This window comes from Methanomassiliicoccales archaeon, assembly GCA_026394395.1.
Lineage (GTDB): Archaea > Thermoplasmatota > Thermoplasmata > Methanomassiliicoccales > UBA472 > UBA472.
This window is the reverse complement of sequence record JAPKYK010000002.1, coordinates 163,718-187,262: the sequence shown is the minus strand read 5'-3', so window position 1 is coordinate 187,262 and position 23,545 is coordinate 163,718. Positions and strand designations below refer to the sequence as shown.

Below are 23,545 nucleotides of genomic sequence, written 5' to 3'. Positions count from 1 at the left end.
TGGCATGGTAAGGAAAGCGGAGTTGGTGCGCAAGACCCGGGAGACCGAGGTGCGCATCGTGCTGGAACTGGACGGGGTGGGAGAGACCAGGGTGGAGTGCGACGACCAGTTCCTGCGCCATATGGTCGAGACCCTGGGCCGCTACGCCAATTTCAACCTGACCGTGCAGGCCACGGGCGACGACGTGCACCACCTGGTGGAGGATGTTGCTATAGTCCTAGGCAAGACGTTGAGGCAGAGCCTGGGCGAGACGCCCATCGAGCGCACCGCCTCCTCCCTCATGCCCATGGACGACGCCCTAGTGCAGGTGGTGGTGGACATAATCGAAAGGCCGTACGCCGACCTGGACTGCCCCGACCCGCTGTACACCCACTTCCTCCGCAGCTTCGCCATGTCCTCGGACATCACCCTGCACGTGCTGATATTGCGGGGGTACGACGAGCACCACCTCATCGAGGCCACCTTCAAAGCCTTAGGAAAGGCCCTCCAGGCCGCGGTGAGGCCGCGGTCCAAGGAGCTCAGCACCAAGGACCGCCCCAAGGTGAGCAAGAGATGAGCCTGACCAAACGGATAATCCCCTGCCTGGACGTGAAGGACGGGGCGGTGGTCAAAGGGATCAAGTTCCTGGACCTGAAGGACGTGGGGTACCCGCCGGAGCTTGCCGAAGCGTACGAGAAGCAGGGGGCGGACGAGATCGTCTTCCTGGACATCTCCGCCAGCGCCGAGGGGCGACGGACCTTGCTGGGCATCGTCGAGGAGACGGCCAAGCGCCTCTTCGTCCCGCTTACCGTGGGCGGTGGGATCCGGGAGAAGGACGACATGCGCAAGGCCCTCAACGCCGGCGCGGACAAGGTGTCCGTGAACACCGTCGCCGTGCAGCACCCCGACCTCGTTTCCGAGTGCGCCAAGGACTTCGGCTCGCAATGCGTCGTCGTGGCCATAGACGCCAAGCGCCAGGGGGGCTCCTGGACCGTGTACACGCACGGGGGGCGCAAGAACGCCAACCTGGACATGGTGGAATGGGCCCGCCGGGTGGAGGAGCTGGGGGCCGGGGAGATCCTGTTGACCAGCATGGACGCCGACGGCACTAAGGACGGTTACGATATTGCTATGACAAGGGCGGTGGCGGACGCGGTCGACATACCGGTCATCGCCTCCGGGGGCTGCGGCTCGCCGCAGCATATCCTGGAGGTTTTGAAAGAGACGAAGGCGGCGGCGGCGCTGGCAGCCTCCATATTCCACTACGGCCAGTGCACGGTGGGGAACGTGAAGCAATATCTCCGAGAGAATGGAGTTGAGGTTAGATGAGCAGCCCGAAGTTCGATGCCAACGGACTGATACCGGTCATCGTCCAAGACCACGAGACCAACGAGGTGCTGATGATGGCCTACGCCAACGATGAAGCGTACCGCCAGATGCTGAAGACCGGGCGAACCCATTTCTACTCCCGGTCCCGGCAGGCCCAGTGGATGAAAGGCGAAACGTCCGGCCACGTGCAGGACATCGTCTCCATCCAGCTGGACTGCGACAATGATACCTTGCTCGTGCGGGTCAAGCAGACCGGGGTGGCCTGCCACCTGGAGCGCATGTCCTGCTTCGACGAGGTGGTGTACGGCGATCTCGAGGGCACCATGGCCGTGGTCCCCGAGCTCATACGGATCATCCGCGACCGCAAGGCCCACCCGGTGGAGGGCAGCTATACCTGCAAGCTCCTGGCGGACGAGGACAAGCGCCTGAAGAAGGTGGTGGAGGAAGCGGCGGAAGTGCTGCTAGCCGCCAAGAACCACCAAGAGAAGGAGGAGGCCTGGGAGGTCGCCGACCTGGTCTACCACCTGTTGGTGGCGATGGAAGGCATGGAGATAAAGTGGGAGGACGTCTATCGTAAACTGGCGGAGAGAAGAAAATGAGGGCCGAACTGCACACCCACACTCTGATGAGCGACGGCGAGCTGCTCCCGATCGAGCTGGCGCGCCGCGCCCTGGTAAAGGGAACGAAGACCTTGGCGTTCACCGATCACGCCTCGCTGAGCAACCTGGAACGGATCATTTCCGAAGGAAGGAGGGACGCCGACCTGGCCACCGAATGGGGCATGAAAGTGCTGGTCGGAGTGGAGATAACGCACGTTCCCGTGCGCCGCATCGACGAGGTCGTTTCCAAAGCACGCAAGCTGGGGGCGGAGATCGTGGTGATTCACGGTGAAACGATAAGCGAGCCGGTGGAGAAGGGGACCAACCTGGCGGCGGTCATGAACCCCGAGGTGGACATCCTGGCGCACCCTGGGTTCATCACCCTGGAGGAAGCACAGCATGCCCGGGACAACGGCGTGGTGCTGGAGATAACCTCCCGCGGCTCGCACTGCAAGACCAACGGGCACGTGGCCCGCATGGCCCAGCAGGCCGGGGCCCACATGGTGGTCAACACCGACGCGCACAGCCCGGGGGACCTGATAGACCTGGTCACGGCCACGCAGATCGCGCTGGCCGCCGGTCTTACCAGGGAAGAGGCCGACCGCGCGCTGGTGGAGACGCCCCAGATGATAGTCAAGAGGAGGTGCCGCACCTGAAGGTACTGAAGTTCGGCGGTTCCTCGCTGAAGACCGGGGAGTCCATGCGCCAGGTGGCTGGCATCATTATGGTCGAGAAGGAGAAGAAGGTCGTGGTCCTCAGCGCCGTCTCCGGCGTTACCGAGATGCTGGTCCAGTTCATCTCCCGCACCCGGACCGAGGAGGATGTGGACGACTTCATGAAGGCCATCACCAAATTGCACACCGACCTGGTCAAGGAGGCCTTATCCTCGGAAAAGTGCCAGGCCCAGGCCATGGAGGAGCTGGTGGCGAAACTGGTCAAACTGGAGCGCATGCTCTACGGTTCCAGTTACATCGAAGAGGTCAATCCCCGCATCCGGGACTACGTGCAGTGCTTCGGGGAGCGCCTCTCCGTGATCGTCGTCTCCGCCCTGCTCAACGAGATGGGCATGAAGGCGCGGGCAATGGACGCTGACGAGCTGGGCATAATCACCGACGGCGAGTACGGGACGGCCACGGTGAACCTGGAGGCCACCCGCTCCACTATCCGCCCCAAATTGATGAAGATCATGCACGATGGCGTCACCCCGGTGGTCACCGGGTTCTTCGGACGAGCGCCGGAGGGCAGCGTCACCGTATTCGGGCGCAACGGCAGCGATTACAGTGCGGCCGCCGTGGCCAACGCCATGGGCGCCTCGGTCCTCGAGATATGGAAGGACGTGGACGGGTTCATGAGCGTGGACCCCAAGATCGTTCCGTCCGCCAGGCCGATCCCACAGCTGACCTACGACGAGGCGGCCGAGCTGGCGTACTTCGGAGCTAAAATCGTCCATCCCATGACCATGGAACCGGCGCGTTCCGGCAATATCGAGATCCGGGTAAAGAACGTCTTTCGCCCGGAGGCCTCGGGGACGGCCATCAAGGGGGTGGAGAACGTGGAGAAGAGCATCAAGTCCATCTCCTGCATGAAGAACCTCTCCCTGGTGAAGGTGTTCGGGGAGAACACCGGCTACAAGCTGGGAGTGCTGGCCGATGTGGCGTCGTCGCTGCGCCAGGCGGAGATCAACATCTACAGCGTGGTGACGTCGCTGACCTGCATCGCGCTGCTGGTGGACAAGAAGGACGTGGCCAAGGCCCAGAAGGTACTGACGGAGGGCGGCGCCACCAGGATAGAGACGCACACCGACTTCGCCCTGATGTGCATCGTGGGCGAGGGACTGGGCCACCACACGGGGCTGGCGTCCCGGGTGTTCAAGGCGGTGGCGAAGGAAAGTGTGAACGTCGGGCTGATATCCGCAGGCGCATCGCTCGTGGCCTTCCATTTCACGGTGGACGAGGCCGACCTGGAGAAGGCCACCAAGGCCGTTCACGAGGAGCTGTTCGGGTGCTGACATGATAGTGGCGTTCCAGGGAGTGAAAGGCGCTTACAGCGAGGACGCGGTGTTCTCTTTCGACGATAGCGCCAGCACCCTCGAGTGCGCCGAGTTCGTGGACCTGTTCGAGGCCGTGAAGAGCGGCAAGGCGGACCTGGGCATGTTGCCGGTGGAGAACTCCATCGAGGGCAGCGTGACCGCCGCGAACGATCTGCTGTTCCAGAGCGACCTGAAGGTCGTGGGGGAGGTCATGGTGCGCATCCGGCACTGCCTCATCGGTCATCCGGACGGTTCGTTGAAGGACGTGCGCCGGGTCTACAGCCACCCACAAGCTTTAGCGCAGTGCCGGGACCTGTTGACCTCGCATCCGGAGTGGCAGAAGGTGCCGGCGTTCGACACGGCCGGTTCGGTGCGCATGGTGAAGGAAAGGGGATCGAAGGACGAGGCGGCCATAGCCAGCCGCCGGGCCGCGTCCACCTACGGCATGAAGGTGCTTCTGGCGGATGTGCAGAGCGTGCAGGACAACATCACCCGCTTCTTCGTGCTGTCCAAGGAGAAGGCTGGCGCCAAGGGCAACAAGACCGCCCTGGCCTTCACCACCAAGAACCAGCCAGGGGCGCTCTTCGATTGCCTGAAGACTTTCGCCACCAACGACGTCAACATAACCAAGCTGGAGTCCCGCCCCTGGCGCGGACGCACTTGGGAGTACGTTTTCTATCTGGACCTGGACGGCGATGTCAAGGACGAGAAGGTGCGGATGGCGTTGGAACAGCTCCAGGAGAGCGCTTCCTGCGTCCGGGTCTTCGGCTCCTTCCTGAAGGCCAGCCAGCCTTGATCCGGTACAAAATACTTCAGCGGCGGCGGATGACGTCGCCGAGAACGCGGAACTCGCCCGACCAGTACATCAGCGTGTTCTCCCGGTTCAGGTCCTTGATCATCTCGGCGTGCACCACCTCGCCGAGGAACCAGACGTGGTCCCCGGCGTCGATCCTCTGGCGCTTGACGCACTCCAGGTTGACCATGCACTCGGCGATCACCGGCGCCTTGATCTTCTTGCCCGGGGCGTCGATGAAGCCGCAGTCCTCGAACTTGTCCACTTCCCGCCCGGACGTCCTGCCGCAATAGACGACCTCCTCCACCAGCTCCTTTCCCGGGATGTTGATGGAGAAATCGTCCGCGGCCTCCAGCATCTGATAGCTATGCCTGGCCGGGGAAACACCTATGCCCAATACCGGCGGATCGAACGAGAACATGTGAACAAGGACTATGGTGATGATGTTCTTGTTCCCCTTCTCATCCCCTACCGCGGCCAGCGCCACCGGGAACGCCGGAAAGGCCCGACAGGCCCAAATGGGATTGACCTCGACCTTTTCCCCTACTGCCATCGCCAAGAGATTTTACAGGTTGTAAAAATAGGATTGGGTACCTCGTTCATGAAATAGGAAGGATGACAAGCGCGAACTTCATGCTAATGGCCAGCCGGGAGGCGTGCAATTTAATTACGTTCATTTCCGTATCCGGAAGGATGACGATGAAGGCGAGGATCGGGATCATCGGCGGTACCGGGGTCTATGACCCCAAGATGTTCGAGCTGAAGGAGACGGTCAGGCCGCACACCCCTTACGGCACGGCCTCCGACGAGATACAGATAGGCGAGCTGAAGGGAGTGCCGGTGGCCTTCCTGCCCCGCCACGGGCGCGGGCACACCATACCGCCGCACATGATCAACTACCGCGCCAACATCTACGCCTTGAAACAGCTGGGCGTGGAGCGCATAATCTCGCCCTGCGCCGTCGGATCTCTGCAGGAGGAGTTCAAGCCCGGAGAGATCGTCCTTGTCGACCAGTTCATCGACTTCACCAAGAGCCGTCAGTATACTTTCTTCGACGGACCGAAGACGGTGCACATCGGCGCCGCCGACCCCTTCTGCCCGGAGGTCAACGCCCTGTTCGCCAAGGAAGCCAAGAAGGCCAACATACTGGTGCATCTGGGCGGAACGTACGTGTGCATCGAAGGCCCGCGCTTCTCCACCCGGGCGGAAAGCAAGATGTACCGTGCTTTCGCCGACGTCATCGGGATGACCCTAGCCCCGGAGTGCGCCCTGGCCCGGGAGATGGAGATGTGCTACACCAGCCTGGCCATGATCACCGACTACGACGTGTGGGCAGAACACCCAGTGGACACGGCGACCATCCTCAGGATAATGTCGGAGAACATGGACAAGCTCCGGACCCTGCTGACGAGCACCCTGCCCAAGATACCGGCCGAAAGGAAGAAGTGCGATTGCGCCAAGGTCCTGGAATCGGCCGGGGCCTGAGGCCGGACCACGGGAACATTTGGCCCGGGCCGCGGGCCAGCGTTCATTTCACATATAACTGGATAATAAAATTCACGGTCAGTGAAACATTTTTATTCTATGCAACTGCATACTATTTTCATGACCTGCTACTTCCGGCATCTCGAGCAGGTGTTCCTAAAGGCCGGTTTGGTTATCGATGTGGACAATCGAAAGAGGGTCGACATCATCATTCACGAGATGGCCGGGGTGAACTACAAGGACTGCACCAAGGTGACGAAGGCCTTAAAGGTCATGTTAAAGGACGAGGAGGCCTTCGTGCAGCACTTGCGGGAGGCCTGCATCGCCGCCAACATCTATCTCGAGTACTGATCACTCGCCGATGTGCTTGCGGTAGGCGGCGGGGTCCATTAACTTACCAAGCTCCGCCTTGTCGGCCATCTTTATCTTGGCCATCCAGCCCTTGGCGTAGGGCGACTTGTTGATGAGGGAGGGGTCGTCGTCGAGAGGGGCGTTCGCTTCGATGACCTCGCCGGACACCGGAGCGTAGACGTCGGCGGTGTTCTTGACGCTCTCCACTATAGCTAGCACCTCGCCTTTTTTGACCTTGGCGCCCTTCTTGGGCAATTGGATGTAAACGAACTCGGTCAGTTCCTCCTGGGCGTGGTCGGTGATGCCCACGGTGGCCACGTCGCCCTCGACCTTGGTCCATTCATGGTCCTTGGTGTAACGGAGTCCCTCTGGTACCTCGCTCATGCTATCCCCGGTGGGAACGGTTTACCAATATTTATGCCTCGTGCGCCCCGCCATCAACAAGGGATAAATATCCAAGGCATGATGGAAAGAGGCATGCGCGTCACCGTGTGGGGAGTGGTCCAGGGCGTCGGCTTCCGCCCGACGGTCCATCGCCTGGCCAGTTCCATGGGCCTTCACGGATACGTGCAGAACAACGGTTCTAACGTCGTCATCGAGATCGACGGCGATGCTCAAGAGTTCGTTTCCCGGCTGAAGGCCGCCCTTCCGCCCCTGGCCCGACTGGACGAGGTGGTCATCTCCAAAGGCCTTCCGGACGCCAAATTGAGGGAGATAGGCTTCGTCATCGTCCCCAGCCAGGCCGGGAACAAGGGCGTGGGGATACCCAACGACACCGCGGTGTGCCCCTCCTGCCTCAAGGAGATGTTCGATCCGTCCAACCGACGTTACCTTTACCCTTTCACCAACTGCACCGACTGCGGGGCGCGATTTACGGTAATCGAGGACCTGCCCTACGACCGGGACAGGACGTCCATGCGGCCGTTCCCGCTCTGCCTGGAATGCCAGAAAGAGTACGGGGACCCAGCGGACCGCCGTTTCCATCATCAGACCATCACCTGCCCGGTGTGCGGCCCGCGCTATTACCTGCTAGGACCGGACGGAGGACGGGACGGAGAGAACCCCATAGCCAAGTTCGCCCTGGGCTTGCAGCAGGGCAATATCGGCGTGACCAAGAGCTGGGGCGGGATGCACCTGTGCTGCACCTTGGACCGTCTGCCGCACATGCGCGAATGGTACCGGAGGAAGGAGAAACCGTTCGCCATCATGGTGCGGGACCTGGAAGCGCTTAAGCGCTTCGGCAGGCCGACGGCGCACGATCTGGAGCTGCTCACCTCCAGTCACCGCCCCATCGTCCTGGTGGACAAGGTGGAGAACGCGTTCACGGAGCTGATAGCCCCCGGCCTCGGCAACATCGGGGTCTTCCTTCCCTACACCTCGATGCAGCACCTGCTCTTCCATCACCTTAAGCAGGACGCCCTGGTCATGACCTCGGCCAACGTTCCCGGCGAACCAATGGTATTGAGGGAGAAGGACGCCCTGACGCTCGGGGCGGACCTGTATCTGATGCACGATCGGGAGATCGTCAACCGCTGCGACGACTCGGTAGTGCGCTCTTTTGGCGACCGGACCTACTATTTGCGGAAGTCGAGGGGGCACATCCCCTCCTACATCGATTTCCCCCTGAAGGGCGTGGCCGTGGGTGTCGGAGCGCAGGAGGGGCTGGCCGGCGCCCTGACGTTCGACGGAAGGCTGTACGCCACGCAGTACATCGGCGATGCCACCTCGCCAGGCGTTCTGGAGTTCCTGGAGGAGAGCCTGAGATATCTGCGCCGTCTGCTTGGAGCGGACCATCTGGACGCCGTGGGCATGGATATGCATCCCGGTCACACGACGAGGCGTCTGGCCAAGGCCTGGGCCGAGGAGAACGGCATCGAGGCGGTGGAGGTGCAGCACCACCACGCTCACGCCGCCGCCCTGCTGGTAGAATCGGGGCTCCAGGAGATCTCGGCCATCACCATAGACGGAACAGGTTACGGGGACGACGGGGTGGCCTGGGGCGGAGAGGTCCTTTTATCCAACCTGGAGGACTACCGGCGGATTGGACATTTAAAGGAGATACCTCTTCTTGGAGGGGAGAAGACGGTGTACGACGTGCGCCGGCTGGCCTTCGCCATGGCCGAGATGACCGGCGGAGGCCTGGATTATTTCCCGGAAGCGGAAGCGGAAGTATTCCGCAAAATGATGTCCCGCTCCGGCACCAGCACTTCCTTCGGACGGGTGCTGGATGCGATATCGTGCTACCTGGGCGTGTGCCAATATCGCAGCTACGACGGGGAACCGGCCATGAAGTTGGAGAGATGGCTGGGAAACGCCAAACGTTTGGACCTGGTGCCGACGCTCCGCTCCGGTAACGTCATCGACACCCCGGAGATGTTCCGCCGCATGATAGAGGCCTCCGGAACCAAGGCGGATAGAGCTGGAAGCATGGTATACGCCATGGTGCGCGGCCTGGTGGACATCGCTGCGGAGGTGGCGGAGGACGAGGGCGTGGAGCATATCGGACTTAGCGGCGGGGTCAGCTACAATCGTCCCATATCAACCTGGACGAAGGAATTGGTGGAGGACCGGGGGCTCAAGTTCGTGTGCCACGACCGGACGCCCAACGGGGACGGGTGCATCTCGACGGGGCAGTGCGCGGTGGCCCTTTCGAAGACCGGTAACTAATTGCTGAGCGCCTGGCGTATGATCTTCCAGGCCCTTACCTTTTCTAAGAACGGAACGGGGTTCGCCGTGGAGGTCGAGGGGAGCACAATCATCATTGGCCGCTTCATATCATCGTGAAATTCTCCTTGTATCAGGCCCTCGTAGAGCTTCTGGGCCTTCTTTCCGTTGATGAAGACGTGAGCTATGCCCTCGTGCTGCCGGAGCAGCGCCACGATGTCGTTAGCCACGGGGTTCTCGATGCTGTAGTCCTTGCTGCCGTTGATGTCACATTCCCGCAGGACGTCCCATAGGGCGATGCCCTTCCCCTTGAGAAATTCCAGCCGTCTTTCGTAATCGGGATCGGCGTCCTCGTCAAAGATGCCGTAGACGACCTTCCAGAAGCGGTTCTGGGGATTGCCGTAGTATTCCTGCTTCCGGTCGGAAAGCACGCTGGGGATGGTGCCGAGGACCAGGACCTTCGGCCCCTTCCCTATCACCGGGGGCAGTCCGGTCCGATGCTCCATCTTACCTAAGCGTTGGGGACCTGTCATGAAGGTCCAGATGCTTTCCTAAGGCTTATAGGATGCTCAAGTTGGACGATACGACCAACAGATATTATATGGCCAACGCCATTCGGGAGCGTTAAGGCCTGTTAAATGAGGAAGCTTATAATCCTACTGGACGGCGCGGCCGACGAGCGCATATCCATCTTCAACAACCGCACCCCCCTAGAGGCGGCCCACAAAGAGTTCATGGACGGGGTTGCCCGGGAAGGCAAGGTGGGCATCACCGACGGGAAGGACTACACCCACACCTTCCTCCTGGAGCTTCTGACCGGAAAGCCGTACGAGATACCCCGCGGGGTGATCGAAGCGTACGGTCTAGAGCTGCCCATAGGCGAGGACCGGGTGGCCTACCGCATGACCCCGGCCAAGGTGCTCGACGGGCACGTGGAATGGTATTATAACATCACCTGCGACGAGGAGATGTTCCTGCAGCGGGCCATCATCAAGAACCGCTCCAAGCTCTCTTCCATGGACCCCAAGATCCTGGCCTACCACGGCGGGAAGGGCGTCCTCACGGTCAGGGGGAACGATATTTTGAACCTGCCCAAGCCCCCCGGCCCAGCCATGCTGACCGCCGAGCAGCTCGGTCCGTTCCAGGAGTTCGCCGATGGCGTGAAGGAGAGCACCGGCGGCATCGCGCTGCTCCCGTGGGGCGGGGGGCATGGCCGCGTGGCCGTGGACGTCCGCCGGGAGATCACCAAGGTCCCGGACCTCATCGTCATCTCCAAGAGCCCCTCTGCGCTCGGCGTCGGCAAGTTCCTGGGTATGGAGACGGTGCGCGTGCCGGGCTTCAAGGAAGGGATCAAGGTCGCCAGCCATACGGTCGAAGGACAGGACGTCTTCCTACACATAGAGGAGACGGACGACATCAGCCACAAGTGCAACCCCAAGAACAAGCTGCGGCTGATCGAGGAGATCGACCGGGAACTGGTCCATTATAAAAAATACTTCAGCGATTGCCAGGTGGCGCTGCTCATAGACCATGGTGCCTCCTCGGTCACCGGCGAGCACATGTGTATGCAGGTGCCCTTCGCCGTCCGCGGCGGGAGATGGAAGGGGGCGGGGAAGGCCTCTTTCCACGAGAACGGCGGTGAGCATTTCCCGTTAGGGACGCTGCTGGACAACATCCTCGAAGATTGATGTTTTGCGATGTGGCAAATGTGTTAAATATGTTCTTGCCATTGAGTTGGATGATACAACCAATGATTCCTGAGGCATAACCCATGTACAAGGCGGACATCATCTACGCGTTCGAGGAGCAGGCGGGAAGGAAGTTCGTAGAAAGGGTCTGGGGCAAGCGCCCGACCTTCGCCGTGGTCATCGGTAACACCGAGACGGCCAAGATACCTGGCGTTTCCGCTGCAGGCGCCGTACCGGCGATAACCGATTTCACCCCGGCGGCGGACGTGGAGCTTCTTCATTATGGGCGGTGCAAGTGCATTGACGGCGTGCCGGTGACGCCCACTGGTGTTCCCACCCCGGGCATAATCACCATGAGCGCCCTGCAGCTAGCGCCGATGCCCATCTTCGCTATAAACGGCGGCGTGCGGGTCAGGCCTCACACCCCCTACTTCGAACTGGATGGGACCCCGGGAGAGGACATACGCACCGGAAAGGCGCTGAAGGATCCCCGCCGGGTGTACGAGAACGCGTTCATGCTGGGCAAGGAGATGGCCAAGAACATCGATTATCTGGTCATCGGCGAGAGCATCGCCGGGGGGACCACCACCGCCTTGGCCGTCCTCATGGCCATGGGATACGAGGCGAAGGTCTCCAGCAGCATGATCGACAACCCTCATGACCTCAAGACCCAGATAGCTCTGGAAGGCATTTCCAGATCACCTTTCTCCAAGAAAGAAATGAAGACCGACCCGCTGAAGGCCGTGCAGGCCGTGGGCGACCCCATGATGCCCGCCGCGGCCGGGGTCATCGCCGGGGCGGCGGAGAGCGTGCCGGTCATCATGGCCGGAGGAACGCAGATGGCCGCGGTAATGGCCATCGTGAAGGGGCTCTCCCCCGGTTCGCTGAGCAACGTCGCCCTCGGGACCACCAAGTGGATCGTGAACGACAAGAGCTCGGACGTACGTGCGATCGTCAAGCAGATCGGGAACCTGCCCATCCTGGCGGCCGACCTGGACTTCGGCCCTTCCAAGCATGAGGGGCTGAACATCTTCGAGAAGGGACTGGTGAAGGAGGGAGTGGGCGCGGGAGGCATATCCGTGGCGGCCTTCCTGAGCTCCCAGGGAAAGATAGGCGCCAAGCAGATGCTGGCGGCCGTCGAGGAGAACTACGTCCGGCTGATGAAGATCATGGGCAAGTGAGGCGGTGGCGGAGCACCTTTTCCGCCTGCTTCAGGTCCTTGACCGTGTTGACGTTGATGACCACGTCCGGCGTCTGCGTTAAAAAGTATCCGCCGGGAAGGAACTCCCGGGTGAGCATCTTCTCCCGGTCCACCACGCTGACCCCGCAGGGCATGACCGGTTTTCCATCGCAATGCTCGTAGAACGTGACGTCCACCCCGAACTCGATGGCCCATTCCAGCGGTATGCCCACGGTCAGGGACGCCTCCTTCTTTGACAGGTAATCGGTAACGATCTCTTTAACCAGATCGGCCTGCATTAATGGCAGGTCGGCGGGGCAGATGAAGATGTGGTCCTCCGCTATGCTCTCCGCCGCCTGGATGAGGTCGTGGCAGTACTCCGTTCCGGACGTCTCCAGGACCTTCACGCCCATCTTCTTTAGGTGCTCGCGGGTGCGGGGCACGTTGTCGCTGACCGAGACGTACACCGAGGCTATCTCGTCCACCGCCAGCAGCTGCTCGAGAACGATGTCCACCATCGGCCTCCCCACCACCTTGACGATGGGCTTCTCCACGCCCAGCTCCTTGATGCGGGTGCCCTTCCCTCCGGCGGTGATAAGGGCGGCCACGCTCATGCCAGCACCACCAGCATGGCGATGAGGACCAGCGGGCGGCATATCTCGTTGGTCGCCCCCAGTACGTCCCCGTTCACCGCCCCGAAGTTCTTCTCCGCCAGGCTGCTCATGCCATATCCCACCAATGAGCTGACCAGGACCGCGATCACGGTCACCGCGATCATCCTTCCTATTTCCCAGCTATCCACAAAAAGGTTGAAGGAGAGCATAAGGCCCAAGGAAAGCAGCATGGAAAGCAGCAGCGAGATGATGGCGCTCTTCTCGGTGGTGTTGGTGACGAACAGGTTCCCCAGGCCCTCGCGGGCCTTGCCGCCGTAGGCGCACATGACCACCGCGTTCTTGTTCATGATCTCGGCGACCAATGGCAGCAGGAGCAGGCCCAGGCCTCCCCAGGTCGAGCTCAGGGCGGCGAAGCTGAGCAGGCTGAAGACGATTACGTATCCGACGCCGCCGGCGCCGGTCTTGGAGTCCTTCATGGCCGCCAGCTTCCGTTCGGCGTCCCCGCCGCAGACCATCCCGTCACCGAAGTCGCTCAGCCCGTCTATGTGCAGGAAGCGGTTCAGCAGGTGCAACGAGGCGAAAGCTATGGCGGCAGCCAATATCCTCGATATCCAGTCGGTGGTGAGGTACATGATCCCGCCGACCAGCAGGCCGTACAGGACGCCTACGAACAGTATGAGATAGAAGTGGTGGGAGAGGTCCTCCACGTCCTTGCCGTCGTTCTTGGCGGGGATGATGGTGAACAGCGTCAACGCCGACTTCAGCGCGCCTACGACAGTCGTCCTTCTCCCTCCAGCAGATCAGAGTAGATGGTGGACATGGTGGCGCCTATCAACGAGGCCACGATGTCGTCCATGAACGGGCCCAGCACGGACAATATCCCAGGCTTCTTCTTGTCGTAGCGGATATACTCGAAGATACACTTGCTGCCGCCGATGTACTCCGCGAGCGCTATCCCCAGCAGCTCGTCGGCCAGTAGGTGCACGGGGTCCTCCTGGTACTTGCTCTCGCTCAGACCGTACAGCTGCCCGTACCGGCCCTTCTCCTCCAGGGTCATGGCCGCGGTGAGCAGGGCGTTGACGTTCACGTCCTTGGCCAGCATCTCCAGCTTGGCCTCGAACATCTGGCGCACCAGGTTCTCGTCCCAGGCCGGGTCCAGGGCGTTCATCTCCTGCACCGCCTTCCACATGTCGTCGTAGGTGATGCCGCGGATGGCCAGGGAACGCAGGAAATGCACGGAGTCGCCGTTGGCGCCCTTCCATCTGGTGATGGACTCCCCCAGGGCGCTCCGCACCGCCACGGACATGGCCAGTCCGTGGTCGGAGCTGCTCCCCGCCCACAGGCACCTTTCCCCTTCCTTGGGGCAAGCTATCATCACCGCATCGCTGGTGGTGCCCGTTCCCGGAATGTGATGGTCCTGCAGCGCCGCCGCCTTGGCCTCGGTGACGGTCATGACCGCGTTCACCAGCCCGCAGTCGTCCAGGGACTTGTCGGTGATGACCATGACGTTGATCGTACCTACCTGGCGGTGCGGGACCGTTCCCTCGCGGGAGGATTCCCCAGCCCGGATGGAGTTGGATATACCGGCGCTCACTAGGGCGATGGCCTGGGAACCGTTGTGCTCGGCCTCCTTGACGTAGAAGGCCTTGTCCAGTTCGGCCGCGGTCATGAAGGTGACGGTACTCTTGGGCATTCTCAATTCCGCTACTAGCTCGCGCATGTGGGCCATGGGATCGGCGTGGTCGTAGTGCAGGGGGACCTGCAGCATCAGCACGGAGTCCGCCTCGCCCAGTCCGCCGTTCAGGATGGTGGAGGCCAGCACCCTCATGCGTCGGGGCATCTTGATCGCCACGTACTTGTGCCCTTTCACTTCGCCCTTCTCGATCCGCAAGTCGCTGATCTGCATTTGTTCAACCACCTATGATGTTCCAGAGCAGGTCCTCGGCGAGCACCTGCAGGTGCACCCCCATCAGAAGGTACAACGGTATCGCCACGGTGAATATGAAGAGATAAGAGGCCAGGGTCATGACCTTTATGGTGTCCCGCAGGACCTCGGGGTCGGTGGGGAGCGGTCCGTCCCCCATGATGTACCAACCTATCTTCTCGAAGCGTATGCCCAGGCCGCCGGCGAAGGCCGACATGTGCCAGCCTTTGTTCGGGGAGAGCGTCTGGTCGTGATATTTCTTCGCGGCCGCCCATCCCGCCCGCCAGTCCTTTCCCAGAAGCGCCAGGGACAGCAGTATGAACGGCAGGGAGGCGCGGGCCATCAGCCAGTTGGTGCAGTCGTCCAGCTTGGCCGAGAACCACCCGACGTAACGGTACTTGTCGTTCGGGTAGCCCACCATGGCGTCCAGGGTGTTGGAGGCACGGTACGCCACGGTCGCCGGTAAACCTAACAGGCCGAAATAGAACAAAGGCGAGAAGATGCTGTCCACGGTGTTCTCCGCCGCGCTCTCCGCGGCGCAGGATATAACGTGCGGCGCGTCCAGCTGGCTCACGTCCCGGCTGACCATCAAGGAGGCCTTCTGCCTACCCAGCTTCAGGTCACCGGACAGCAGCGCCAGCCGCACCGGTTCGGTGTGCTTGCGCATGGCCCCAATGGCGAACATGGTCTTGAGGAGCACCCCGCCGACGATGGCCCAGGCCAGCAGCCCGAGCGTGTGGCGCACGGCGGTCATCAGCAGCAAGACCAGGAAAGCGAACAGGAGTATAGTGGTCAGGGCCAGGGCCACGCCCGCCGCCCGCTCCTTTCGCGGATGGCCGCGGGTCACGCGGCGGTCCAGAAAGGAGATGACCTTGCCCATCCATACCACAGGATGAAGGGCGTTAGGCGGCTCGCCGATGAAGCTGTCGATGAGGAGCGCTATAAGCAATGCTAGGAGGGCGTAGAGGACCATCTCAAACATGCATCCTCGCCCCGAAGGCCGTGCTGCGGATCTCCTGCGCCGTCTCTTCCATGGCCTGTATCAAATGGTCGTTCTTCTCCGGGGTCTTGACACTGAAGCGGACGAACTTGTCGAACGGCCGCCCGAACGTCGAGCAGTCCCGCACCAGCACCTTGCGCGGCAGAAGATACTCCACGATGTCCTCCCCGCTCAGACGGGGACTGCTGACCCGGGCGAAGAAGAAGAAGGATTGCTCGGTCAGAGGCGAGAACAGGTTGGTGCCGTCCACCGCCTTCTTTATACGGCCGCGTTCCCGTCCCATCATCTCCGCCGCCTTTCTCACGTGGTCCATGTGCTCCCGCAGAAGACGGGCGCCGACGTACTGCTCGATCACGCCGATGTTCCAGGACAGGCGGGCGCGGTCCATCATGTTGATTATCTCTTCGCTGCCCACGCCGTAACCGACCCTCAGGCCAGGGATGGCGAAGGACTTGGTCAGGGAGGAGACGATGAACAGGTTGCTGTGGTTCTGCACATCCTTCATGCAGGAGATGCCCTCGTGCCCTTCGACCAGCTCCAGCAGGGTCTCGTCCAGGAAGACCAGCTTCCCGGTCCTCTCGCAGGCGTCCACCAGCTCCATTATCTTGCGCCGGGACTCCAGCGTCCCGGTGGGGTTGTTGGGGTTGCAAACGTACACCGCCTTGGCCAGCGGCAATTTCTCCAAGGTGGTGTTCAGGTCCAGGCAGAACCCGTCCCCCTCCAACAGGGGAACATCGAGGACGTTCGCCCCCTGCATGCGGCAGGCGTGCGAATACTCCGAGAAGGTGGGCCGGGGGATGATGACCCTGGCCTTGTGCGAAAGGAATACCTCTGGATACAGTTTTATCAGCTCGGCGGACCCGGCCCCGGCGATGACGTTCTCCGGGGAGACGCCGTGCAGCGTCGCCACCGCCTCGCGGAAATCGGCGGACACGTCGTCCGGGTAGTGGTCCAGCTGCTTGGCGGCCTCCGCCACCAGCTGCGGCAGCTCGGCCGGAGGCCCGTAGGGGTTAAGGTTGTGACTAAAGTCCTCCACGCCGGAGAGCCGCCAGCCCTGGCCGCCGTGGACCGGGCGCTTAATCGGCAACAATTCCTTTTTCACAAGTTCTTGGATCTTCATTGTCACCCTTCTCCGGGTCCACCGGTCTTAATGGGACCACGAATATCTCGCCCTTCTCGCGGACGATGGCCACCTCCACACCGTAGACGGCGCGGATGACCTCCTCGTTGATGATCTCGGCCGGGGGGCCGTAGCTGAGTATGCCGCCCTCGCTGATGATTATGACCAGATCAGCGTATTTGGCGATAAGGTTGATATCATGGGAGGCGGTGATCACCGTCACCCCCTGTCGGGACAGGTCCTTCAGGGCCTGCATGACCTGCAGCTTGAACTTTAGGTCCAGATGGGCGCTCGGCTCGTCGGCCAGCAGTATCTTCGGTTGCTGGACGGCGCCCTTGGCCAAGAGCACGCGCGCCTTCTCCCCGCTGCTGAGCTCCCCCAACTTGCGGTCCCGGAGGTGCGTCACGTGATAGGCGGCCATGGCCTCGCGGACCAACCGCTCGTCCTTCTCTCCCTCCCACCAGATGCCGGTGACAAAGGGGTACCGCCCCAAGGCCACGAACTCCTCCACCGAGAGATGAAAATCGTCTGGAACGTCCGCAGGAATGTTGGCGCACAGCTTGGCCACCTCCATCATCTTCAGGCGGTCCACGTCCTTTCCGTCGATGTAGATGGCGCCCTCCTGGGGCTTGAGGACCTTGTTGATGCAGCGAAGGAAGGTGGTCTTCCCGCAACCGTTCGGTCCCATTATCCCGATGAGCTGCCCCTTCTGGGCGTTGATCGTTATTCCTTTCAACGTCTTGGCGCAAGGGTTCCGTTTGGTGCCATAGCTGAAGGAGACGTTGTCCAACTTCACCGTCAGCTCGTCATCACATGACATATTCCTTGCCCATCCTGATCATGAGGTAGCCGAAGAAGGGCGCCCCGATGATCGATATTATGGCCCCAATAGGTAGCTCGGAAGGGGCCACCACGGTCTTACATACAATGTCCGCCACCAATAGAATGTTTGCCCCTAACATCATGGAGGCCGGGAGCAGCAGGCGGTGGTCGCCGCCGATCAACATGCGGGCCAGGTGCGGGACGATGAGACCGACGAAGCCGATAACGCCGGTGAAGGCCACGCACACGGAGGCCAGGGCGGACACCAGCAGGAACATGGTGGTCTTGAACCTCTTCACGTTCATGCCCAGCTGCTTTGCTTGCTCGTCGCCCAGCAATATGACGTTGAACTCCTTGGCGTAGAGCAGCATGATAACGGTGAGGGCCAGGACCACGAACAGGACTATCAGGGTCGAATCCCAGGTCATGTAGGCGAAAGAACCGAAGAGCCAGAAGAGCACGCCATGCAGGCGGTCGGCGTTCATGTACATCAGCAAGGTGGTCCCGGAGGAGAGGGCGATGCCGATTATCGTACCGCCCAGGACGTAGCTGATGGGGCGCCCGCCGGCCGCCTCGGCCAGGGTCATGGTGACCATGAAGGCTCCAGCGGCACCGATGAAGGCCATGACCGGCAGGGCGTAATTGGTTATGCCCATGACGGTCACGCCGGCAAGCACGGCCAAGGTCGCGCCTAAAGCGGCCCCGGTCGAAACCCCAGTGATGTAAGGATCGACCAGAGGATTGCGTATGAGAGCCTGCATGACCGCTCCGGCCACGGATAGGCCGATGCCCACGGCGATGACCGCTATGGTTCGGGGCAATCTTAGGTTGAAGATCACCAGCTCCTGGACGTTCTGGGTCTCGCCCCAGTTAACGATGATGTTCCAGGTGGACTCCATGGCCTTGGAGAACGATATGTCCATGGTCCCGGTGGTAAGTGATAGGAAAAAAAGGAGGACCAGGCTGACCATGCCCAAGCCGAGTATCCCGGCCAGCTTGTATTTCGCCCGGTCAGCCTTGGTGCCCTCCATTTTTCTACCTCACTAACACGTTTAGCGATCGTCGCCGATGACCGTGGTCTACGGCTCGATTCCGAACGCCTCGGGGTATGTCAGGGCGGCTAATAAATTAACCCCTGGATTTGACCGCCGATAGATCATCTTCGCATCAAGCCCTCCGTTCCACAGTTTGTACTAATATGCTCGATACGCTCGATACATAAGAGATAACCTCGAGGGCTGATGACCCGACCGAAGCGTCATCAGAGGAAACCCAGTCTACGTAATCGTCAGCGATCACGTTGGGAATGGTGACGTTGAAGGCCGCGCTATGCATTATCTCGGCCATCAGCTCCACTCCGTCCACTATGCGCGGACCAGGGCGGGAGAACACGTTGTCACATTGCCCGGTGAATATGTACACGTGGTCGTTCTGGACCGCCGTAAGCGTTGACCATAGGGTGTCGTTCTTCATGTCGGCAAGGATGTCCTCGGCCGGGTTGGGCAGGGACATCATGGACACCAGGATGTAGTCGGGGTCTTCCTCCAGAAGGGATTCGATGTTCACCGCGGGCCAGGAGGTCGTGTTGGAATAAACGTTCTCTCCCAATGCGGTGGTCATCATCTCGTGCGAGAAGGTACCATTTCCAGCAACGTATATCGGTTCCAGCCAGACGGCGAAGACCACCGTGGGCAGTTCCTCGGTATCACCCACGGTCTCCTGGATGTCCGCGATGCGGTCCTTCATGGAGTCAGTGAGATCCTTGGCCGCCTTTTCCTCCCAGCAGATCTCGCCGACCATGGCAATGTTCTGATACACTTCCTCGAAGGTGAGACCTTTGTGCAACACTATGAAGTTCAGCTGTAGGTCCTTCATCTGGGGCATCATGTCCAGCTGTGCCTGTACTCCCTGGTCCACCAGGACGATGTCAGGGTTCGCCTGAGCTATGGCCTCGATGCTGGGCGTGAAGTACCCACCTATGGATGCCAGGGAGCCGTTGCTCTTCCTGGCGGTGACGTCCTCAGGCCAGTCGCAGTAGTCGGTCACCGCCACCAGACGGTCCCCCAGCCCGAGGGCATAGACGATCTCGGTCAAGGATGGAGAGCAGGAGACGATGCGCAATGGAGCGACAGACGTTGTAACGTTGCGCCCTTCAGCGTCTACCAGGGTGACCGGCCCGGCCTCCTCTTTATTCCCATTGCTGAGCAAAACAAAGGCACCGGCAGTTATAATAATAACTGCCAGTAGTACGGCGATAATCATTTTTCGATCCATTCGAACACACTCTGACCACTTCAGTTGGATGTATAATCCAACTTGAATTGGATATATCATCCAAGTATATATGATTTAGCGGGAGTTCCAGAATTCACCTGGCGGGCTTTTTTATTTGGGAAGCCCTTATGCACCATCGGAGGAGGCGAGGCCGTGAAGTTCTTGGACGAGCTGAGGAGCGAACCGATACTATTGGCTCATCATCCGCTCTGCGGTAAGTTCGAAGATCATCTCCTCAATATCCGAGGCCGGCGCGTTTGCCGGGGCTGCCTCACCGTATATCCGATCGCCCTTCTTCTGGCGCTGGTCCTTTACCTTGTTCGACCGGATTTCTGGTCGGCACTGATTATCGCCCTCGCCCTTTATGGCGTGCAGCTGTTGCGCTTCCTCTCCAAAGGGCAGGGAGCGTCCATCGTTTTCAATCTGATGCTCGGGAGTAGTCTGGCTTCCATAATCTATTCGGCCATCGTTTGCCCGGCGGAACTGAGGATATACCTCTATCCGTTCATTGCCGCGGTCATATTGAGTTTCGAGTACCTTAAAGGGATGAGGGTGCTGGCCCGTTGCCGTGACTGTCCGAACTATAGTTCTTTTCCAAAATGCGTTACGGGACCCGTCCGTCTAGAAAAATGAAAATAATGAGCAATGGATAAATATTATGGAAGGTCATGGTATTCAAACAGGTGTTTCATCGTGGCAAAGAAATTCACTGGAAGCTGGGTGATATTCATCATCCTTCTGATCTTATGCTGGCCTGCTGCCTTGGTCTATTTTGTGATTAAATATGAGGAGCAGCCGACCTTCGGCGCACCTTCCTACGGTGCTCCTGCCCAACCAAACCAACCGAGCGGCAACTACTGTCAGAAATGTGGTGCGTTCATGGAGCCTGGTGCGCAGTTCTGCCCGAAGTGCGGCAACCGCAACAGCTAGGCCCGGCCGATCAAACCCTACTGAACAGGCTTTCGATCCTGGAAAGGTCCCAGGCCTTATCCCATTTATTTAGCAGCCCATCTAGTTCCGCCGTCCATAGTTGACGCACATCACCCTCCCCCCGGCCTGCGCTGGGGTTCCGTATCAGATCCATGGAGTCCTCTTGGGGAGCGTTGAAACGGACATATGGCAGAACGCCCAGGCAGGGCACGCCCATTCGGGACTCCAGCTCATTGATGCCAGCCTTCAATATGGAGGCGTCCCCGCGGAAGCGGTTTATGATGAAACCTTTCAGCAGGTCCTGCTCCTCCTCGTCCAATAGAAGGTAGGTCCCGTACAATCCGGCGAAGACCCCGCCCTTCTCGATGTCTCCGACCAGCACGACAGGTGAACGGGTCGCCTTGGCCAGCCACATGTTGGCCACGTCCCGGTCCTTCAGGTTCATCTCCACCGGAGAGCCCATGCCCTCGATGACCAACGTGTCCCTTGTCGAGGAGAGGTTGTTGAAGGACCCGAGTATCCGTGACCTGATCTCCTCGATCATCTCGGGAGTGGTCTCCCCCCGGCTCAGGTCCCGCCAGGGGATCCCCCCGAGCATCATCTGGCAGCGCCCATTGCCTTTCGGTTTTACCAGCATCGGGTTCATGTCCGATGATGGCTCCAGGCCGCTGGCCCAGGCCTGATACGCTTGAGACATCGCCACTTCCTTCCCGTCAGCGGTGACGAAAGAGTTTAGGGAGACGTTCTGGGCCTTGAAGGGCGCGACGTCCACTCCCTTCAAAAAGAAATACCGGCACAGGGCGGCGGTCAGCGTGGTCTTTCCAGCGCCGGAGGTCACGCCCTGTATCATGAGCCTACGCGCCATCTTGGTCGCCTCCCAACAGGGCGTCTAGGTCCAGATGCTTCTCGATCTCTTCCGCCAGGCGCCGTAAGGAGCCGTCAACTGCGGAATCGTGGTCCATGACCACGGCGTCACCGGCGACGGGATTCTTTACTAGCGACAGGAAGAAGCGCCGGAACGCTGGCAGGTCGAAGGCCCCGTGCAGGTAGGTCCCCATGACCATGCGGTCCTTGTCGTACATCCCCTCCGGGCGGCCATCGGGGTCCATGATGAACAGCGGTGGCGCATCGCTGCCCTCCGTCCGTCCCATGTGGATCTCGTAACCTCTTACGGCACCGCCCGCTGCGGCCAGTTTCCCGATGACCTGCATCGTCCTCTTGTCGTAGGAATCGAAGTGGGTCACCGCCCTCAGAAGCCCGAGCCCGTCGATCTTCGCGGACACGTCCCCCTCCAGGCCGTGGTCGTCCACTATCATTCGCCCGAGCATCTGGTAGCCGCCGCAAATGCCCAATATGGGAAGGTCTCCCGCCCGGACCAGTATGGCCTTGGCCATTCCGCTCTCCCTCAGCCATTCCAGGTCGTGGACCGTGTTCTTTGTGCCAGGGATGATGATCGCGCTAGCTCCATCCAGCTCGGAAGGCTCCTGCGCGTAGACGACGCACACGCCTTCTTCCAGCCCCAATGCGTCAAAGTCGGTGAAGTTGGATATCATGGGCAAGCGCACTACCGCGACCACCGTATGACCGTTCCCTTCCTCGCGCAGGGAGAGGTCCATGGAGTCCTCCACCGGAAGGTACAGCGAAGGCATGTGAGGCATAACTGCCAGCACCGGTACGCCGGTGATCTTCTCGATGATGTCCACGGCCGGTCCTAGCGAGCCGCCGCCCGGGCACATGTTGTTGATGATCACGCCCTTGAACAGCTGGCGTTCCTCGTCATCGAGCAAGGAAAGGGTACCCACGGCATAGGCGAACGCCCCGCCCCAATCTATGTTCACCACCAGCAGGCAGTCGGCATGGACCAGCTTGGCCACGTACATGTTGGCTACATCCCTCCCTCGCAGGTTGATCTCCGCGGGGGAGCCCGCGCCTTCTATCACCACCACGTCATTGGACCCCATCAGGTGTTCCAGGTTGCGGGCGATGATAGCCGGAGCCTCGTCGGGAACGAACTTCGAGTAGTACTCCTGCACGGTGGTGTCGCGGTATGGACGGCCTTCGACGATTATCTGGGAGGTGACGCCGCCCTTGGGCTTGAGCAGTATGGGGTTCAGCTCTCCGCGCGGGCGGGTGCCGGCGGCCCGAGCTTGCAGCTCCTGGATCCGAGCTATCTCCTCGCCCCTGTCCGTCACCATGGAGTTCAGTGACATGTTCTGCGATTTGAACGGGGCTACGGTCAGGCCGCGATTACGGAAGGCCCGACAGAGGGCTGTCACCAGAAGGGACTTACCGGCGCCGGAGGTCGCACCTAGGACCATGATGGCCTTGGCCCTCTTCGCGTGCTTTCTCTCCAGTTGCGCCTTCAATTTTCTTCTTGTAGGCAGGTCCAGACCTCCTGGTCCGATGTCGGGCATGATCTGGAAGAGCGAACTGGCGACATCGTCACGATGAATCCACAGGCAGCGCTGACAGGACCAGACCTTTCCACCGGTACGCCTGGAGGTGACGAACTCTCCCAACGCAGGGTCCTCGCAAGGATAGAGCGGGCAGAAGCAGAATGTACAGTTCTGGTCAGGATGATGGCAGGGAAAGTTGGGGCACTGTCGATCGCCTTCGATCAGTCCTTTGGCCATCTGTGAACGCAGTGCGTCGATGTGGATTGTATAGTTCCCTTCGGAATCGTCCTGCACCGGTTCAGTTGGATTAATCATCCAATTAGTGCAACCTCCTGACGCCATAATATCCTTTCCCCGTCCCTTGCAAC

Annotated in this window: 26 protein-coding genes; 13 read left to right on the top strand and 13 right to left on the bottom strand. The window is 60.6% G+C overall.

What is annotated here, in order from left to right; genetic code table 11:
* Nucleotides 1-4: 4 nt before the first annotated feature.
* The 6 genes from NT131_03350 to pheA are packed head-to-tail and all read left to right on the top strand — an operon-like array spanning nucleotide 5 to nucleotide 4,732.
* Nucleotides 5-556: an imidazoleglycerol-phosphate dehydratase gene (locus NT131_03350; GenBank protein ID MCX6650678.1), complete on the top strand. Its 552-nt coding sequence runs from the start codon at nucleotides 5-7 to the stop codon at nucleotides 554-556.
* The gene (gene hisF, locus NT131_03345) at nucleotides 553-1,308 is read left to right on the top strand and encodes an imidazole glycerol phosphate synthase subunit HisF (protein ID MCX6650677.1); all 756 of its coding nucleotides are present in this window, start codon (nucleotides 553-555) and stop codon (nucleotides 1,306-1,308) included. Before NT131_03350 ends, hisF begins: the two co-directional genes overlap by 4 nt.
* Nucleotides 1,305-1,907, top strand: a complete 603-nt coding sequence (gene hisIE, locus NT131_03340) for a bifunctional phosphoribosyl-AMP cyclohydrolase/phosphoribosyl-ATP diphosphatase HisIE (protein ID MCX6650676.1) — start codon at nucleotides 1,305-1,307, stop codon at nucleotides 1,905-1,907. The genes hisF and hisIE overlap by 4 nt, the downstream gene beginning before the upstream one ends.
* Entirely contained in the window at nucleotides 1,904-2,563 is a 660-nt protein-coding gene (locus tag NT131_03335) for a histidinol phosphate phosphatase domain-containing protein (GenBank protein ID MCX6650675.1), read from the top strand. Before hisIE ends, NT131_03335 begins: the two co-directional genes overlap by 4 nt.
* Nucleotides 2,551-3,915 (top strand): aspartate kinase, encoded by a 1,365-nt coding sequence (locus NT131_03330; protein MCX6650674.1) that lies wholly within the window; start codon nucleotides 2,551-2,553, stop codon nucleotides 3,913-3,915. Before NT131_03335 ends, NT131_03330 begins: the two co-directional genes overlap by 13 nt.
* Before the next feature lies 1 nt (nucleotide 3,916).
* Entirely contained in the window at nucleotides 3,917-4,732 is an 816-nt protein-coding gene (gene pheA / locus NT131_03325; GenBank protein MCX6650673.1) for a prephenate dehydratase, read from the top strand.
* 16 nt (nucleotides 4,733-4,748) lie between these two features.
* Here pheA and NT131_03320 read toward each other — a convergent pair whose 3' ends face one another.
* On the bottom strand, nucleotides 4,749-5,282 hold the full coding sequence (locus NT131_03320; protein ID MCX6650672.1) for a flavin reductase family protein: 534 nt from the start codon (nucleotides 5,280-5,282) through the stop codon (nucleotides 4,749-4,751).
* 146 nt (nucleotides 5,283-5,428) lie between these two features.
* Here NT131_03320 and NT131_03315 point away from each other — a divergent pair, with 146 nt between their 5' ends.
* Both NT131_03315 and NT131_03310 read left to right on the top strand, forming a co-directional pair.
* Entirely contained in the window at nucleotides 5,429-6,214 is a 786-nt protein-coding gene (locus NT131_03315) for an S-methyl-5'-thioadenosine phosphorylase (GenBank protein ID MCX6650671.1), read from the top strand.
* A 120-nt stretch (nucleotides 6,215-6,334) separates the two neighbouring features.
* Nucleotides 6,335-6,565, top strand: coding sequence for a hypothetical protein (locus NT131_03310; protein ID MCX6650670.1), 231 nt, complete (start codon nucleotides 6,335-6,337; stop codon nucleotides 6,563-6,565).
* Here the strand turns inward: NT131_03310 and gcvH are convergent, their stop codons facing one another.
* Entirely contained in the window at nucleotides 6,566-6,949 is a 384-nt protein-coding gene (gene gcvH / locus NT131_03305) for a glycine cleavage system protein GcvH (protein MCX6650669.1), read from the bottom strand.
* 93 nt (nucleotides 6,950-7,042) lie between these two features.
* Here gcvH and hypF point away from each other — a divergent pair, with 93 nt between their 5' ends.
* Entirely contained in the window at nucleotides 7,043-9,232 is a 2,190-nt protein-coding gene (hypF, locus tag NT131_03300) for a carbamoyltransferase HypF (GenBank protein ID MCX6650668.1), read from the top strand.
* On the opposite strand, the gene NT131_03295 is transcribed toward hypF, so the two are convergent.
* Nucleotides 9,229-9,735 (bottom strand): DNA-deoxyinosine glycosylase, encoded by a 507-nt coding sequence (locus NT131_03295; GenBank protein ID MCX6650667.1) that lies wholly within the window; start codon nucleotides 9,733-9,735, stop codon nucleotides 9,229-9,231. The two genes, hypF and NT131_03295, sit on opposite strands and share 4 nt — an antisense overlap.
* 132 nt (nucleotides 9,736-9,867) lie before the next feature.
* On the opposite strand from NT131_03295, the gene NT131_03290 reads away from it, so the two are divergent.
* A complete protein-coding gene (locus NT131_03290) occupies nucleotides 9,868-10,917 on the top strand; it encodes a hypothetical protein (GenBank protein MCX6650666.1) in 1,050 nt (349 codons plus the stop codon).
* An 83-nt stretch (nucleotides 10,918-11,000) separates the two neighbouring features.
* Complete coding sequence (locus tag NT131_03285; GenBank protein ID MCX6650665.1) at nucleotides 11,001-12,098, top strand: TIGR00303 family protein; 1,098 nt, start codon at nucleotides 11,001-11,003, stop codon at nucleotides 12,096-12,098.
* Here NT131_03285 and NT131_03280 read toward each other — a convergent pair.
* The 8 genes from NT131_03280 to NT131_03245 all read right to left on the bottom strand — a co-directional run bounded on the left by NT131_03280 (nucleotide 12,085) and on the right by NT131_03245 (nucleotide 19,785).
* Nucleotides 12,085-12,711 (bottom strand): NTP transferase domain-containing protein, encoded by a 627-nt coding sequence (locus NT131_03280; protein MCX6650664.1) that lies wholly within the window; start codon nucleotides 12,709-12,711, stop codon nucleotides 12,085-12,087. The genes NT131_03285 and NT131_03280 overlap by 14 nt on opposite strands.
* Nucleotides 12,708-13,463, bottom strand: a complete 756-nt coding sequence (gene cobS, locus NT131_03275) for an adenosylcobinamide-GDP ribazoletransferase (protein MCX6650663.1) — start codon at nucleotides 13,461-13,463, stop codon at nucleotides 12,708-12,710. The genes NT131_03280 and cobS overlap by 4 nt, the downstream gene beginning before the upstream one ends.
* 17 nt (nucleotides 13,464-13,480) lie before the next feature.
* Entirely contained in the window at nucleotides 13,481-14,617 is a 1,137-nt protein-coding gene (locus tag NT131_03270) for an adenosylcobinamide amidohydrolase (GenBank protein ID MCX6650662.1), read from the bottom strand.
* 4 nt (nucleotides 14,618-14,621) lie between these two features.
* Nucleotides 14,622-15,617 (bottom strand): cobalamin biosynthesis protein, encoded by a 996-nt coding sequence (locus NT131_03265; protein MCX6650661.1) that lies wholly within the window; start codon nucleotides 15,615-15,617, stop codon nucleotides 14,622-14,624.
* Nucleotides 15,610-16,755: a histidinol-phosphate transaminase gene (locus NT131_03260; GenBank protein MCX6650660.1), complete on the bottom strand. Its 1,146-nt coding sequence runs from the start codon at nucleotides 16,753-16,755 to the stop codon at nucleotides 15,610-15,612. Before NT131_03260 ends, NT131_03265 begins: the two co-directional genes overlap by 8 nt.
* Nucleotides 16,712-17,575, bottom strand: coding sequence for an ABC transporter ATP-binding protein (locus NT131_03255; protein ID MCX6650659.1), 864 nt, complete (start codon nucleotides 17,573-17,575; stop codon nucleotides 16,712-16,714). The genes NT131_03260 and NT131_03255 overlap by 44 nt, the downstream gene beginning before the upstream one ends.
* Nucleotides 17,565-18,608 carry an iron ABC transporter permease gene (locus NT131_03250; GenBank protein ID MCX6650658.1) on the bottom strand — a complete coding sequence of 348 codons (1,044 nt, stop codon included), beginning with the start codon at nucleotides 18,606-18,608 and terminating at the stop codon, nucleotides 17,565-17,567. The genes NT131_03255 and NT131_03250 overlap by 11 nt, the downstream gene beginning before the upstream one ends.
* Nucleotides 18,609-18,744: 136 nt before the next feature.
* On the bottom strand, nucleotides 18,745-19,785 hold the full coding sequence (locus tag NT131_03245; GenBank protein MCX6650657.1) for an ABC transporter substrate-binding protein: 1,041 nt from the start codon (nucleotides 19,783-19,785) through the stop codon (nucleotides 18,745-18,747).
* Nucleotides 19,786-20,004: 219 nt separating this feature from the next.
* Here NT131_03245 and NT131_03240 point away from each other — a divergent pair, with 219 nt between their 5' ends.
* Together NT131_03240 and NT131_03235 are read left to right on the top strand one after the other, a co-directional pair.
* Nucleotides 20,005-20,484 (top strand): hypothetical protein, encoded by a 480-nt coding sequence (locus tag NT131_03240; GenBank protein ID MCX6650656.1) that lies wholly within the window; start codon nucleotides 20,005-20,007, stop codon nucleotides 20,482-20,484.
* Between the two features lie 141 nt (nucleotides 20,485-20,625).
* Entirely contained in the window at nucleotides 20,626-20,781 is a 156-nt protein-coding gene (locus NT131_03235) for a zinc-ribbon domain-containing protein (protein MCX6650655.1), read from the top strand.
* A 10-nt stretch (nucleotides 20,782-20,791) separates the two neighbouring features.
* On the opposite strand, the gene NT131_03230 is transcribed toward NT131_03235, so the two are convergent.
* Both NT131_03230 and NT131_03225 read right to left on the bottom strand, forming a co-directional pair.
* Entirely contained in the window at nucleotides 20,792-21,646 is an 855-nt protein-coding gene (locus NT131_03230; GenBank protein ID MCX6650654.1) for a cobyric acid synthase, read from the bottom strand.
* The gene (locus tag NT131_03225) at nucleotides 21,636-23,492 is read right to left on the bottom strand and encodes a cobyric acid synthase (protein MCX6650653.1); all 1,857 of its coding nucleotides are present in this window, start codon (nucleotides 23,490-23,492) and stop codon (nucleotides 21,636-21,638) included. The genes NT131_03230 and NT131_03225 overlap by 11 nt, the downstream gene beginning before the upstream one ends.
* Nucleotides 23,493-23,545 lie beyond the last annotated feature (53 nt).

Excerpts from the sequence above, each read along its gene's own strand:
- NT131_03350 (MCX6650678.1), top strand. The coding sequence starts at position 5 with ATGGTAAGGAAAGCGGAGTTGGTGCGCAAGACCCGGGAGACCGAGGTG.
- hisF (MCX6650677.1), top strand. The coding sequence starts at position 553 with ATGAGCCTGACCAAACGGATAATCCCCTGCCTGGACGTGAAGGACGGG.
- hisIE (MCX6650676.1), top strand. The coding sequence starts at position 1,305 with ATGAGCAGCCCGAAGTTCGATGCCAACGGACTGATACCGGTCATCGTC.
- NT131_03335 (MCX6650675.1), top strand. The coding sequence starts at position 1,904 with ATGAGGGCCGAACTGCACACCCACACTCTGATGAGCGACGGCGAGCTG.
- pheA (MCX6650673.1), top strand. The coding sequence starts at position 3,917 with ATGATAGTGGCGTTCCAGGGAGTGAAAGGCGCTTACAGCGAGGACGCG.
- NT131_03320 (MCX6650672.1), bottom strand. The coding sequence starts at position 5,282 with ATGGCAGTAGGGGAAAAGGTCGAGGTCAATCCCATTTGGGCCTGTCGG.
- NT131_03315 (MCX6650671.1), top strand. The coding sequence starts at position 5,429 with ATGAAGGCGAGGATCGGGATCATCGGCGGTACCGGGGTCTATGACCCC.
- NT131_03310 (MCX6650670.1), top strand. The coding sequence starts at position 6,335 with ATGACCTGCTACTTCCGGCATCTCGAGCAGGTGTTCCTAAAGGCCGGT.
- gcvH (MCX6650669.1), bottom strand. The coding sequence starts at position 6,949 with ATGAGCGAGGTACCAGAGGGACTCCGTTACACCAAGGACCATGAATGG.
- hypF (MCX6650668.1), top strand. The coding sequence starts at position 7,043 with ATGCGCGTCACCGTGTGGGGAGTGGTCCAGGGCGTCGGCTTCCGCCCG.
- NT131_03295 (MCX6650667.1), bottom strand. The coding sequence starts at position 9,735 with ATGGAGCATCGGACCGGACTGCCCCCGGTGATAGGGAAGGGGCCGAAG.
- NT131_03290 (MCX6650666.1), top strand. The coding sequence starts at position 9,868 with ATGAGGAAGCTTATAATCCTACTGGACGGCGCGGCCGACGAGCGCATA.
- NT131_03285 (MCX6650665.1), top strand. The coding sequence starts at position 11,001 with ATGTACAAGGCGGACATCATCTACGCGTTCGAGGAGCAGGCGGGAAGG.
- NT131_03280 (MCX6650664.1), bottom strand. The coding sequence starts at position 12,711 with ATGAGCGTGGCCGCCCTTATCACCGCCGGAGGGAAGGGCACCCGCATC.
- NT131_03270 (MCX6650662.1), bottom strand. The coding sequence starts at position 14,617 with ATGCAGATCAGCGACTTGCGGATCGAGAAGGGCGAAGTGAAAGGGCAC.
- NT131_03265 (MCX6650661.1), bottom strand. The coding sequence starts at position 15,617 with ATGTTTGAGATGGTCCTCTACGCCCTCCTAGCATTGCTTATAGCGCTC.
- NT131_03260 (MCX6650660.1), bottom strand. The coding sequence starts at position 16,755 with ATGAAGATCCAAGAACTTGTGAAAAAGGAATTGTTGCCGATTAAGCGC.
- NT131_03255 (MCX6650659.1), bottom strand. The coding sequence starts at position 17,575 with ATGTCATGTGATGACGAGCTGACGGTGAAGTTGGACAACGTCTCCTTC.
- NT131_03250 (MCX6650658.1), bottom strand. The coding sequence starts at position 18,608 with ATGGAGGGCACCAAGGCTGACCGGGCGAAATACAAGCTGGCCGGGATA.
- NT131_03230 (MCX6650654.1), bottom strand. The coding sequence starts at position 21,646 with ATGGCGCGTAGGCTCATGATACAGGGCGTGACCTCCGGCGCTGGAAAG.
- NT131_03225 (MCX6650653.1), bottom strand. The coding sequence starts at position 23,492 with ATGATTAATCCAACTGAACCGGTGCAGGACGATTCCGAAGGGAACTAT.